Annotated in this window: 14 protein-coding genes; 7 read left to right on the top strand and 7 right to left on the bottom strand. The window is 69.4% G+C overall.

Annotated features, from left to right (window positions below):
• Positions 1-3 precede the first annotated feature (3 nt).
• The 6 genes from LX88_RS20960 to LX88_RS20935 are packed head-to-tail and all read left to right on the top strand — an operon-like array spanning position 4 to position 5,744.
• The gene (locus LX88_RS20960; RefSeq protein WP_258949476.1) at positions 4-1,479 is read left to right on the top strand and encodes a FadD3 family acyl-CoA ligase; all 1,476 of its coding nucleotides are present in this window, start codon (positions 4-6) and stop codon (positions 1,477-1,479) included.
• A complete protein-coding gene (locus LX88_RS20955; protein ID WP_258949475.1) occupies positions 1,476-2,306 on the top strand; it encodes an enoyl-CoA hydratase in 831 nt (276 codons plus the stop codon). Before LX88_RS20960 ends, LX88_RS20955 begins: the two co-directional genes overlap by 4 nt.
• Positions 2,306-3,397, top strand: coding sequence for an acyl-CoA dehydrogenase family protein (locus LX88_RS20950; protein ID WP_258949474.1), 1,092 nt, complete (start codon positions 2,306-2,308; stop codon positions 3,395-3,397). The genes LX88_RS20955 and LX88_RS20950 overlap by 1 nt, the downstream gene beginning before the upstream one ends.
• Entirely contained in the window at positions 3,394-4,197 is an 804-nt protein-coding gene (locus LX88_RS20945) for an acyl-CoA dehydrogenase family protein (protein ID WP_258949473.1), read from the top strand. Before LX88_RS20950 ends, LX88_RS20945 begins: the two co-directional genes overlap by 4 nt.
• Positions 4,194-5,156 (top strand): acyl-CoA dehydrogenase family protein, encoded by a 963-nt coding sequence (locus LX88_RS20940; RefSeq protein ID WP_258949472.1) that lies wholly within the window; start codon positions 4,194-4,196, stop codon positions 5,154-5,156. Before LX88_RS20945 ends, LX88_RS20940 begins: the two co-directional genes overlap by 4 nt.
• A 3-nt stretch (positions 5,157-5,159) precedes the next feature.
• Positions 5,160-5,744 carry a hypothetical protein gene (locus tag LX88_RS20935; protein ID WP_258949471.1) on the top strand — a complete coding sequence of 195 codons (585 nt, stop codon included), beginning with the start codon at positions 5,160-5,162 and terminating at the stop codon, positions 5,742-5,744.
• On the opposite strand, the gene LX88_RS20930 is transcribed toward LX88_RS20935, so the two are convergent.
• Entirely contained in the window at positions 5,741-6,124 is a 384-nt protein-coding gene (locus tag LX88_RS20930) for a helix-turn-helix domain-containing protein (RefSeq protein WP_258949470.1), read from the bottom strand. The two genes, LX88_RS20935 and LX88_RS20930, sit on opposite strands and share 4 nt — an antisense overlap.
• A 42-nt stretch (positions 6,125-6,166) precedes the next feature.
• On the opposite strand from LX88_RS20930, the gene LX88_RS20925 reads away from it, so the two are divergent.
• Positions 6,167-6,979, top strand: coding sequence for a class I SAM-dependent methyltransferase (locus tag LX88_RS20925; protein ID WP_258949469.1), 813 nt, complete (start codon positions 6,167-6,169; stop codon positions 6,977-6,979).
• 153 nt (positions 6,980-7,132) lie between these two features.
• Here the strand turns inward: LX88_RS20925 and hsaB are convergent, their stop codons facing one another.
• The 6 genes from hsaB to LX88_RS20895 are packed head-to-tail and all read right to left on the bottom strand — an operon-like array spanning position 7,133 to position 12,408.
• The gene (gene hsaB, locus LX88_RS20920) at positions 7,133-7,705 is read right to left on the bottom strand and encodes a 3-hydroxy-9,10-secoandrosta-1,3,5(10)-triene-9,17-dione monooxygenase reductase subunit (RefSeq protein WP_258949468.1); all 573 of its coding nucleotides are present in this window, start codon (positions 7,703-7,705) and stop codon (positions 7,133-7,135) included.
• Positions 7,669-8,571 (bottom strand): iron-dependent extradiol dioxygenase HsaC, encoded by a 903-nt coding sequence (gene hsaC, locus LX88_RS20915; protein ID WP_258949467.1) that lies wholly within the window; start codon positions 8,569-8,571, stop codon positions 7,669-7,671. Before hsaC ends, hsaB begins: the two co-directional genes overlap by 37 nt.
• A complete protein-coding gene (gene hsaD, locus LX88_RS20910; RefSeq protein WP_258949466.1) occupies positions 8,571-9,380 on the bottom strand; it encodes a 4,5:9,10-diseco-3-hydroxy-5,9,17-trioxoandrosta-1(10),2-diene-4-oate hydrolase in 810 nt (269 codons plus the stop codon). Before hsaD ends, hsaC begins: the two co-directional genes overlap by 1 nt.
• Before the next feature lie 10 nt (positions 9,381-9,390).
• On the bottom strand, positions 9,391-10,557 hold the full coding sequence (hsaA, locus tag LX88_RS20905) for a 3-hydroxy-9,10-secoandrosta-1,3,5(10)-triene-9,17-dione monooxygenase oxygenase subunit (RefSeq protein WP_258949465.1): 1,167 nt from the start codon (positions 10,555-10,557) through the stop codon (positions 9,391-9,393).
• Positions 10,554-11,564: a 4-hydroxy-2-oxovalerate aldolase gene (dmpG, locus tag LX88_RS20900; protein WP_258949464.1), complete on the bottom strand. Its 1,011-nt coding sequence runs from the start codon at positions 11,562-11,564 to the stop codon at positions 10,554-10,556. Before dmpG ends, hsaA begins: the two co-directional genes overlap by 4 nt.
• Positions 11,530-12,408: an acetaldehyde dehydrogenase (acetylating) gene (locus tag LX88_RS20895; protein ID WP_258949463.1), complete on the bottom strand. Its 879-nt coding sequence runs from the start codon at positions 12,406-12,408 to the stop codon at positions 11,530-11,532. Before LX88_RS20895 ends, dmpG begins: the two co-directional genes overlap by 35 nt.

Here is a 12,408-nt window from a genome sequence, read left to right as displayed (position 1 = left end):
GTGATGGCGGACGTTCCAAGCAGGCAAACGGTTTCAGCCGTGCTCGACCGCGCTGCTGCTTCGTACATCGACGCGGAGGCGTTGGTGGACGGGGAGGTTCGCCTCACCTGGACCGAGTTGCGTTCAGCGGTGCTGGACGCGGCGCGCGCACTCGTGGGGATGGGTGTGCAGCCCGGTGATCGGGTGGCCCTGTGCGCGCCCAACTCCGCTCGATGGGTGGTCGCTGCGCTCGGAGCGTTGCACACGGGTGCGGCTCTGGTACCGATCAACACCCGGTTCACCGCCACGGAGACGTTGGACGTGGTGCGGCGCAGTGCCGCGCGCGTTCTGGTCGTGGAGGGCGAGTTCCTCGGGCGTGACCGGGAGGCGGAACTGCGGGCGTTGTCACCGGAACTGCCGGCGGTGGTGCGATTACCGGTCGAGTGGGCCGCCTCGAACGTCGATCTCCCTCAGCTGGCTGAAGACCAGCTCTGCGACGTCATGTTCACGTCCGGCACGACCGGGCGCAGCAAGGGGGCGATGAGCGCGCACCGGCAGTCGCTCGGGGTGGCCGAGGCCTGGGCCGCCTGCGGTGAGCTGACGTCCGCCGACCGCTACCTGATCGTCAACCCCTTCTTCCATACCTTTGGTTACAAGGCCGGGATCCTGGCCTGTCTGCTCACCGGGGCGACGATCGTGCCGCAGCCGGTGTTCGACGTCGTGGAGACGATGCGGCTGGTCGAACGGGAGCGGATCACCGTGCTGCCGGGGCCACCGACGATCTTTCAGACGCTGCTCGACCACCCCGACCGAGGCTCGTTCGACCTGTCGAGTCTGCGGCTCGTGGTCACCGGCGCCGCGGTCGTGCCCGTCGTGCTGATCGAACGGCTGCGGGCGGAACTGTCGCTGACCGTGCTCACCGCCTACGGGCTGACCGAGGCCGTCGTCGCCACCATGTGCCGCCCCGGCGACTCACCCGAGACGGTCGCGCACACGTGCGGTACGCCGATGGCGGGGTTCGAGCTCCGGCTGGGCGAGCGGGACGAGGTGCTGCTGCGCGGCCCGAACGTGATGCTCGGCTACCTCGACGACCCCGATGCCACCGCGGCTGCCATCGACGCCGACGGCTGGTTGCACACGGGTGACGTCGGCGTCCTCGACGAGCGGGGCTATCTCTCGATCACCGACCGGCTCAAGGACATGTACATCTGCGGCGGGTTCAACGTCTACCCCGCCGAGGTCGAGCAGGCGCTCGCCCGGCTGCCGGGGGTCGCCGAGTCGGCCGTGGTCGGGATGGCCGACGCACGGCTGGGCGAGGTGGGCGTGGCGCACGTCGTCACAGCGCCTGGTTTCTCGCTTTCCGCGGACGAGGTGATCGCGTTCTGCCGGGAACGGCTGGCGAACTACAAGGTGCCGCGCGCCGTCGAGTTCCACCCCGAACTCCCCCGCAACGCCATGGGCAAGGTCCTCAAAACCCAACTGCGCAAGGAGAACGCGTGACAGTCTCGTATGAGCGGCGGGACTCGGTCGCCGTCGTGACCATGAACCGCCCCGAGTACCGCAACGCGCAGAACTCGGCGATGACCTACGCGTTGGACGAGGCCTTCACCCGCGCGGTGGACGACGACGAGGTCAAGGTGATCGTCCTCGCGGGCGCCGGCGACCACTTCTCCGCGGGCCACGACATCGGCTCGCCCGGCCGTGACGTCGACACGTCCTTCGAGCGCAAGGCCGTGATGTGGTGGGACCACGTCGGCCGCGAGGGCGGTGACCTCCGCTTCGCTCGCGAGATGGAGGTCTACCTCGGCATGTGCCGGCGGTGGCGGGAGATCCCGAAGCCGACGATCGCGATGGTGCAGGGCGCCTGCGTCGCCGGCGGCCTGATGCTCGCCTGGGTGTGCGACCTCATCGTGGCGGCCGAGGACGCGTTCTTCGCCGATCCCGTGGTGCGCATGGGGATTCCGGGCGTCGAGTACTTCGCGCACCCGTGGATGCTCGGCCCGCGTGCCGCGAAGGAGGTGCTGTTCACCGGTGACCGGTTCTCGGCCCAGCGTGCCTACGAGTGGGGCATGGTGTCGCGCGTCGTGCCGCGTGCGGAGCTGGAAGAGTCCACTTTGCAGCTGGCTTCGCGCATCACGGCGATGCCGCGGTTCGGGCTCGCGCTGGCCAAGAAGGCGGTCAACCAGTCCGAGGACCTGATGGGACTGCGTGCCGGCATGGACTCGGTGTTCGGCCTGCACCACTTCGCGCACGCGCACAACGCCGAGGTGAGTTCCGACGCGTTGGCCGGCATGGACGCCCGTGCGATGAAGAAGGCCTCCGGCTGATGGACCTCGACCTGGACGCTTCGACACTGGAATTCCAGGCCGAGGTGCGGTCGTGGCTGGCGGCGCACGTCCGGCCACTGTCCTCGATGGACACCGCGCAGGGCTTCGAGGAGCACCGTTCGTGGGAACGGCTGCTGGCCTCCGAACGGCTGTCGGTGGTCTCGTGGCCGTCCTCGTACGGCGGCCGGGAGGCGTCGCTGCTGCAGTGGCTGGTGTTCGAGGAGGAGTACCACGCCTCGGGGGCGCCTGGCCGTGTCTCGCAGAACGGCATCTTCCTGCTGGCGCCGACATTGTTCGCGCACGGCACCGACGAGCAACGTGCCCGGATCCTGCCCTCGATGGCGCGCGGTGACGAGGTGTGGGCGCAGGCGTGGTCCGAACCCGAGGCCGGGTCCGACCTGGCTTCGTTGCGCAGCACCGCTGTTCGCTGCGACGGCGGCTGGCTGCTGCGCGGCCAGAAGACCTGGAGCTCGCGGGCGGCGTTCGCGGACCGGGCGTTCGGCCTGTTCCGCACCGGCCCCGGCGAACGTCACCGCGGCCTGACCTACCTGCTCTTCGACCTGCGGGCTTCCGGTGTGACCGTGCGCCCGATCGACCAGCTGGACGGCGAACCGGGCTTCGCCGAGATCTTCCTGGACGACGTGTTCGTGCCGGACCGCGACGTCGTGGGCGAGGTCGGCGACGGCTGGCGCGTGGCGATGAGCACGGCGGGCAACGAACGCGGCCTGACCCTGCGCAGCCCGGGCCGTTTCACCGCCGCCGCGTCCCGGCTGGTGGAGCTGTACCGCAAGAACCCGGACCCGGCGCTGCGCGACCGCGTCGTGGACGCGTGGATCGGTGCGCAGGCCTACCGCCTCCACACGTTCGGCGCGCTGGCCCAACCCCTGTCCGGGCCTGCGGCCAGCGTGACGAAGGTGTTCTGGTCCGAGCTGGACGTCGCCCTGCACGAAACGGCGCTCGACCTGCTCGGCGAGGTCGCGCCGGGGTGGCGGGACGGGTGGCTGTTTTCGCTGTCGGGCCCGATCTACGCCGGTACCAACGAGATCCAGCGCAACGTGATCGCCGAACGACTCCTGGGGCTGCCGCGATGATGTTCACGCTGTCGTCCGAGCAGACGGACCTGGCCGGGGTGCTGCACGGTTTCCTGGCTGCGGGGAAGACGGACCTGTCGTCGCTCGGGCTGGACGAGGTGACCGATCCGGTCGACCTGGTGGTGGTGTTCGAGGAGTTGGGACATCACGCGGTCAGCGGACCGCTGATCGAGTCGCTCGCGGTGCTCCCGGCACTCGGCGCCGGTCCTGGCTCGGTCGCCTTCCCGCCGCACGTTCCCCACGCGGTCGAGGCCGACAGGTACTTCCTGGTCGAGGGCGACACCCTCCGAGAGGCCTCCCCCACGGCCGAACTCCAGTCCGTCGACCCCGGCCGCCGCCTCTTCTCAGTCTCCTCCGGCCCGGTCATCGCCACCGACGTGCCCGCCGCCCGCGCGTTCGACCTGGGCGTCCTGACCTGCGCGGCCCAACTCCTCGGCCTGGGCCGCGCGATGCTCGACATGAGCACCGCCCACGTGCTGGCGCGAACCCAGTTCGGCAAGCCCATCGGCCAGTTCCAGGCGGTCAAGCACCACCTCGCGAACGTCCTGATCGGCCTCGAACTGGTCCGCCCACTGGTGTTCGGCGCGGCCGTGACCATGTCGCCTCGGGATGTCTCCGCCGCCAAGGTCGCCGCCTCCGACGCAGCGTGGCAGGCCGCCCGCGTCGCGTTGCAGGTGCACGGCGCCATCGGTTACACCGCCGAGCACGACCTCGGCCGGTTCCTGCTGCAGACCCGAGCCCTGCGCATGGCGTGGGGCAGTCCGTCGATGCACCGAGCACGCGTGCTGGAGGCGTTGTGACACCGGAACAACTCGCGTTGCGCGACGCCGTCCGCAGCCTGCTCGACAAGCACTCGGACGTCCGCGCGGCCATCGAGACCCCGCACGGCTACGACAAGGCCGTGTGGGCACGGCTGTGCGACATCGGCGTCCTCCCGATCCCCGAGCAGCACGGCGGCTCCGGCGCCGGCCTGGCCGAGACCCGCATCGCGCTGGAGGAACTAGGCCGCACCCTCACCCCGTCCCCGCTGCTGGCCTCAACCCTCGCGGCTCACGCACTGCTGGCGACGGGAAACGAGGAGGCGTGCGACCGGCTGCTGCCCCGGATCGCGGACGGGACCGTCGCCACCCTCGTCTGGCCGTGGGACAACGGCCGGACCAGCCTCGACGGCCCGGCGCGCTACGTCCTGGACGGCGACCTCGCTGAGATCCTCCTCGCCACCGACGGCACCGACCTGTACGAGATCGACCTCGCCGGCGTCACCCGCGAACACACACCGACGATGGACCAGACCCGCCGCCTCGCGGTGATCCACCTGGCCGGCGCAGCCGCGACCCGCCTCGGCCACTGGTCACCCGCGATCCGTGACGTCGCGCTGTCCTTGCTGGCCGCCGAACAGGTCGGTGCCGCCGCTCGAGCCCTCGAGCTCACCGTCGAGTACACCAAGACCCGGGTCCAGTTCGGCAAGCCCATCGGGTCGTTCCAGGCCCTGAAGCACCGGATGGCCGACCTGCACGTCCTGGTGGAGACCGCGCGGTCGGCCGCTCTGGCCGCTGACGACGAGGTTGCCGCGGCGGTGGCCAAGGTCTACTGCTCGGAGGCGTTGTTCAAGGTGGCTTCTGAGATGGTCCAACTGCACGGTGGTATCGCGATCACTTGGGAGCATGACGCGCACCTGTACCTCAAGCGGGCTCATGGCAGTGGGCAGCTCTTCGGGAGCCCGGCCGTGCACCTCGAACGGCTGCGGGCCAAGATCTGACCCGTGGACGTGAAGACCTACTCGACGGTCACCGACCTGTGCGCGCGGTTCGCGGGGCGGCTGGAGGATGACGTCCTGCGGTCGGTGCGCGAGGACTACTTCGGCGGCGAACCCGCGCAAGCCGAGGCCGCGTTGTTGTTGACGATGGCACACGAGAACATCGGCATCACGCAGGAAGAACACGACCTCATCCGGTCCACGTTGGACGATCCGCACAGCCCGGACCTGGCCGCCGTGCGGATCATCGCCGCCGTACCGCCTGTGCCGTACCGGTTCAGTCCCCACGGCCCCGCCGACGCACCGGATCCGAGCCGGGCGGACCGCGTGCTGGCCGACGAGGCGGCGCGGTACGGAGGACGCGTTCTGCGCCGAGCCTGGAGGGAACCTCTTGCCGGCGCACCGGACGTCGCTAAGTGGACCTACGTGCTGGAGGTGTCCGATGCCGACGACGTGCTCGGCGTCTTCGCTGGCCTCTCCGGACGGCTGTGGGTCACGTTGCGGGAGAAGTGGCCGCTGGAGGTGGTCGGGAACAGCCTCTCCCCGTACCAGGCCGCCGCCTCGATCGCGCCGCGGATCTGGGCGGCCTAGAACTGGCCCAGCACGCGCCGGAACGTCGGGCACTCCATGTGCGTCGGCGCCCTGCAGGCCGCCGCGTGCCGCAGATCGTCGCGCATCAACGCCAGCTTCCGGATCGTCTCGTCCAGTTCGTCGGCCTTGGCGGCGAGCATCTCGCGGTTCGGCGACGGGCGGCCGTCCGGCGAGAACATCAGCAGGATCTCGTCCAGCGAGAACCCGGCCGTGCGGCAGACGCCGATCAACGCTAGCTGTTCCAGCACGGCGACCGAGAACACGCGTGCGAGGCCTTGGCGGCGCACGCAGGTGATGAGGCCGCGTTCCTCGTAGTAGCGCAGGGTCGAGGCGGGCACGCCGGAGCGTCGCACCACCTCGCCGATACCGATCTCGTCCACGACACTTGACCTCAAGCCGACTTGAACTAGGACAGTGGGAGCATGACAGCAGAGGTGAACAGCGAGCAGGCCGCCTGGTGGAACGCCGCGGGGCAGGGCTGGGCGAACGTGCAGGACATCGTGGACCTGATGCTCCGCCCGTTCCAGGACCTGCTCGTGCAGGCCGCGCTCGAACGGCCGCGCGAGCGGGTTCTCGACGTCGGGTGTGGCACTGGTGGTGTCACGCGGGCGATCACCGAGGCCACCGGAGCGGCCTGCGTGGGTGTCGACATCTCCGAGACGATGCTCGCCGCTGCGCGTGAGCACGGGAAAGCCGAGTACCTCCTGGCCGACGCACAGGTGCACACGTTCGACGAGAGCTTCGACCTGGTCGTGAGCCGGTTCGGGGTCATGTTCTTCGACGACCCCACGGCCGCCTTCCGCAACCTGCTGCGCGCCACGTCGCCGGGAGGCGATCTGTGCTTCATCACGTGGCGCTCCGCGGACGAGAACCCGTTCATGACCACCGCGACCAGGGCCGCCGCCCCGTTCCTGCCGGACGCGCCGGCGCCCGACCCGGACGGGCCTGGTCCGTTCGCCTTCGCCGACCCCGGCAGGACGCGCAAGATCCTCGAGGAGGCCGGTTGGGGCGGGATCGACATCCAGCCGGTGGAACAGGTCCGCGCCCTGCCCGAGGAACTGCTGGACCCGTACCTGAGCAACCTCGGCCCGATCTCCCGCGCGCTCAAGGAAGCCGCGGAGTCCGAACGGCACCGGATCATGAGCGAACTCCGGGGTGCGTTCGACGATTTCGTGCACGGCGACGAGGTGCGGGTTCCGGCCGCGGTCTGGCAGGTCACCGCGCGAGTGCTGTGACCGTCGGCCTTCACCCCGTCTTTCGACGGGCAGACGGGCGCATCGTGGTGCCGGCCCCGCGTCCTCGTACTGGTTGCACGGAGGCGCGGGGCCGGTGCCGCGAGGTGTCCTGCTGAGCGCCGGAAGGCGCGGTGAAGGCCGGCGGTCACAGCACTAACTCCACTCTGACTGGCGCTGCCAGGTCAGCAGGTTGTCGAGGACCTCTCCGGACCAGCCGCGGGGGTCCAGCTCGGCGTGCGAGGCGTAGCGGCCGCGGTAGAACAGCAGCGGCTGCGCCTCGCGCACCGGACCGAGTTCGACGACCGAGCCGACGACCATGTGGTGGTCGCCGGCCTCGTGCACCGTCGCGACCTGGCAGTCGACCCACGTCAGCGCGCCGTCGAGCACCGGAGCGCCGGTCGGGGAAGGTGTCCACGAGACGGTCGAGAACTTGTCCGTGCCCGCCTTCCCGAACACCGTCGACACCTCGCGCTGGTCCTCCGCGAGGACGTTCACGCAGAACGAGCCGGACGAGGCGATCGCCGCCCAGCTGCGTGAGGTCCGTTGTGGACAGAAGACGACCAGCGGTGGGTCCAGCGAGAGCGCCGCAAAAGCCTGGCAGGCGAACCCGACCGGTCCGTCCGCGGACATGCCGGTCACCACGGTCACCCCGGTGCAGAAGTGACCGAGAACAGAACGGTAGCGGGCCGCTACTTCTGGATGCCCACGCTGAAGTCGTGTCCCCACAGGCTCACCGCCGTGCTCTCGCGTGCGATCCAGTCCTCATCGTCGACCTGCCGTCCCTCACAGCCGAACTCGACGTCGAAACCGCCGGGTGTCTTCATGTAGAACGACAGCATCAGGTCGTTGACGTGCCGGCCCAGAGTCGCGGACATCGGCACCTTGCGCCGCGTCGCCCGGTCCAGCGTCAGACCCACGTCATCGGTGTTCTCGACCTCGACCATCAGGTGCACGATTCCGCTCGGTGTCGGCATCGGCAGGAACGCGAGGCTGTGGTGGCGCGGGTTGCAGCCGAAGAAGCGCAGCCACGCGGGTGGTCCGTCGGCGGGCCTGCCGACGAACTGCGGGGGCAGGCGCATCGAGTCGCGCAGCCGGAACCCGAGCACGTCGCGGTAGAAGTGCAGCGCGGCCTCGTCGTCCGAAGTGGACAGCACGACGTGCCCGAGGCCCTGCTCCTCCGTCACGAACCGGTGCCCGTACGGCGAGACCACGCGCCGATGCTCCAAAGCCGCGCCGTGAAAGACTTCCAGCACGTTCCCGGACGGGTCCTCGAACCTGATCAGGCCGTTCACACGCCGCTCGGCCAGGTCCTCCGCCGAGCCCTCGACGTACGCGACACCAGCGGAGGCCAGCCGTTTCGCGACCTCTTCGACCTCAGCCTCGGTGGCGGCCTCCCAGCCGGAAGCCTGCAGGCGGTCCTGCGAGCCCGGCACGATCACCAGCCGCGCCGGGAAGTCGTCCATCCTCAGGTACAGAGCGCCCTCGACGGAACCCCTGCCCTCCACCATACCGAGGACCTTGAGCCCGAACTCGCGCCACCGGTTCATGTCGGTGGCCTCGATGCGGAGATACGCCAGCGACCGGATGCCCATCACGCCTCCGTCAAGAAATCGAGGGCGAGCCTGTTGAACTCGTCGAACTTCTCTAGCTGCGCCCAGTGCCCACATCCGCCGAACACGTGCAGCTGCACGCGCGGGATCAGCTTCGTCGCCAGCAGCGCGCCGTCCAGCGGGTTCACCCGGTCCTCGCGGCCCCACACCAGCAGAACCCGTTGGCGCAGCTTGTAAGCCTCGCGCCAGAGCATGCCCTGCTCGAAGTCCGGGCCGGAGAACGACTTGCCCAGCGCGGCCATGGCGCGCAACGACTCCGGCTGCGACGCGTCCTCGAACCGTTCGTCGATCAGCTCGTCGGTGATCAGCGACTGGTCGAACACCATGATCCGCAGGAACTCCTCGATCTTCTCCCGCGTGGGTGTGCGAGCGAACGCGCTCAGCTTGCGCACGCCCTCGGTCGGATCAGGCGAGAAGACGTTCAACGACAACCCGCCCGGTCCCATCAGCACCAGCCGGCCGGCACGTTTCCCGTTGTCCAAGGCGAAGCGGACCGCGGTGCCGCCACCGAGCGAGTTGCCCAGGATGTGTGCCCGCTCGATCTTCAGGGAGTCCAGCAGGTCCTTCAAGGCCCTGGAGGCGAAGGTGAAGTACTGGTCGTGCTCGGCGGGCTTGTCCGACTGACCGTAGCCGGGCATGTCGACGGCCAGCACCCGGAACGACTTCGCGAACACCGGGACGTTCGCGCGGAAGTTGCTGAGAGCCGACGCGCCGGGCCCGCCGCCGTGCAGCAGGACCAGCGTTTCCGCGTTGTCGGTACCGGCTTCGTGGTAGTGCAACCGCACGCTCATCAACGCCCCCTCAGAACAAGCCGTCGCGGACCTGGATGCCGAGCTCGTTCTTGCCGTACAGCACGAGCACGCGCTCCGGGTCGTTGGCCGCGTGCACGCGTGCGGCGTGCGCGTCGCGCCAGAACCTGGGCAACGGCAGGCCGGCGTTGATCGCCTTGCCGCCCGCGCTCTCGAAGAGCCGGTCGATCGCGGAGATCGCCCGCGCGCTGCCGAGCACCTGGTCGCGCCGGGCCCGCAGCCGCATCTCGATCGGGATCTTCGTGCCGGCGACGGCGTGCTCCCACTCGTCGTTGATGTCCTTCTCCAGCTGCCACCAGGCGGTGTCGATGTCGCTGGCCGCCGTGGCGATCCGCACCTGGGCGAACGGGTCGTCGACGGACTTCTCGCCCAGGTAGGCGGCCCGGACGCGCTCGCGGGTCGCGGTGACGTGCAGGTCGTAGGCGCCGGTCGCCATGCCGATCATCGGCGCGGTGATCGCGTACGGGTGGATCGTCCCGTACGGCATGCGGAACAGCGGGCCGGGGTTGACCTCCTGGCCAGGACACTTGCACCGCGCGGTGTGCGACATGCTCAGCGCCCGGTACTCCGGCACGAACACGTCCTCCACCACGATGTCGTTGCTGCCCGTGCCGCGCAGGCCGACCGTGTCCCACACGTCGTTGATCGTGTAGTCGGCGATCGGCAGCAGGAACGTCCGGAAGTCGACCGGCTTGCCCTCGTCGTTCATCACGAGGCCGCCGAGCAGCACCCACGTCGCGTGGTCGCAACCGGACGAGAAGCTCCACTTGCCGCTGAACCGGAAGCCACCCTCCACTGCGGTCGCGCGGCCTGTCGGCGCGTAGGAGGACGAGATCCGGGTGTCCTGGTCTTCGCCGAACACCTCCTCCTGCGCCTGAACGTCGAACAGGCCGACGTGCCACGGGTGCACGCCCAGCACGGACGCGACCCAGCCCGTCGACCCGCACGCGCTGCCGATCATCCTGACCGCGGTGTAGAAGTCGAGCGGGTGCGACTCGAAACCGCCGTACCGCACGGGTTGCAACATCCGGAAGAAACCGGCCTCCTGCAACGCCTTCACCGACTCCGGCGGCACCTTGCGCAGTTCCTCCGCCTCGGCCGCGCGTTCGGCGAGCGCCGGCAGCAGTTCCCGCACCTTGCCGAGGATTTCCTGGCTCATCGGACTCTCTCCCTGCTCAGCTCCAGTGCGATGTCGATCAGCTGGTCCTCTTGGCCGCCGACGAGCTTGCGTTCGCCCGCGCGGACGAGAATCTGCGCGCCGGACACGCCGTAGCGTTGCGCCTGCGTATACGCGTGTTTGAGAAAGCTGGAGTAGACGCCCGCGTACCCCATCATCAGCGCCATCCGGTCGAGCAGGCACTCGTCGGGCATGACGGGGCGGACGACGTCCTCGGCCGCGTCCACGATCTTGAAGAAGTCGACGCCGGTCTCGAAACCGAGCTTGTCGCACACCCCGACGAACGCTTCGAGGGGCGTGTTTCCGGCGCCTGCCCCGAATCCGCGCACGCTGCCGTCGATCTGTGCGGCTCCAGCCCGGGCCGCGGCGACGGAGTTCGCGACGCTCAGCCCCAGGTTCTCGTGCCCGTGGAAGCCGACCTGGGCGTCATCCCCGAGTTCAGCGACCAGGGCTTCGACCCGCTCGGCCACCTGTTCCAGCACCAAAGCACCAGCCGAGTCGACCACGTAGACGCACTGACATCCCGCGTCCGCCATGATGCGGGCCTGTTTCGCCAACGACTCCGGTGGCTGTGAGTGCGCCATCATCAGGAAGCCGACGGTCTCCAGGCCACGTTCGCGAGCCAGCGCGAAGTGCTGCACGGACACGTCGGCCTCGGTGCAGTGCGTGGCGATCCGGACGATCGAGGCGCCGTTGTCCTGCGACACCAGGATGTCGTCCTTGACCCCGACGCCCGGCAGCATGAGCACGGCGATCTTGGCCTGCTGGGCCGTCTCCACGGCGACCTTGATCAGTTCCTGCTCGGGCGTGAGGCTGAAGCCGTAGTTGAACGACGACCCGCCCAGTCCGTCGCCGTGCGTCACCTCGATCACCGGCACCCCGGCGCCGTCGAGTGCCGCCACGATCGAGCGCACGTCGTCGGCCGTGAACTGGTGCCGCTTGTGGTGCGAGCCGTCACGCAGTGACGTGTCGGTGAGTCGTAGCTGCACGGGCGATCTCCTCCCCCACCTTGGTCGCGGCGGCCGTCATGATGTCGAGGTTCCCGGCGTACTCCGGCAGGAAGTCGCCCGCTCCCGCGACCTCCACGAAGATCGCCACCCGGCCGGCGTCGAACTGCGGTTCGCGCAGCAGCCGGAACCCCGGTACGTACGAACGGATGTCGGTCTCCATCCGGGCGATCGAGTCCGTGATCAGATCCGGATCGGCGTCCTCGGGGATCGCGCAGAAGATGGTGTCGCGCATGATCATCGGCGGGTCCGCCGGGTTCAGCACGATGATCGCCTTGCCGCGCCCCGCCCCGCCGATCGCCTCGATGCCGCGACTGGTGGTGCGGGTGAACTCGTCGATGTTGGCCCGCGTGCCCGGTCCCGCCGACACCGACGCGACGCTCGCGACGATCTCCGCGTACGACACCGGAACCACCCGGGAAACGGCGTGCACCATGGGGATCGTGGCCTGACCACCGCAGGTGATGAGGTTGATGTTGGGCCCGTCGCGGTGCTCGCCGAGGTTGACCGGCGGCACGACGTACGGCCCGACCGCGGCCGGTGTCAGGTCGATCGCCCGGATGCCCGCCTCGGCGTAACGCGGGGCGTTGGCCCTGTGCACCGCTGCGGAGGTCGCCTCGAAGACGATGTCCGGCAGCTCGTCCTGACGCAGCAACCACTCCGCGCCGTCGACCGAGACCTCGAGGCCTGCCGAAGCCGCGCGCTCGAGTCCCTCGCTGGCCGGGTCGATGCCCACCATCCAGCGCGGTTCCAGCGCCGGCGAGCGCAGGAGCTTGTACAGCAGGTCGGTGCCGATGTTGCCGGAGCCGACGATGGCCGCCTTCAC

Origin of the sequence: Lentzea californiensis (assembly GCF_024648825.1) — a bacterium.
Classification (GTDB): domain Bacteria; phylum Actinomycetota; class Actinomycetes; order Mycobacteriales; family Pseudonocardiaceae; genus Lentzea; species Lentzea californiensis.
This window is presented reverse-complemented; position numbering and strand designations above follow the sequence as displayed.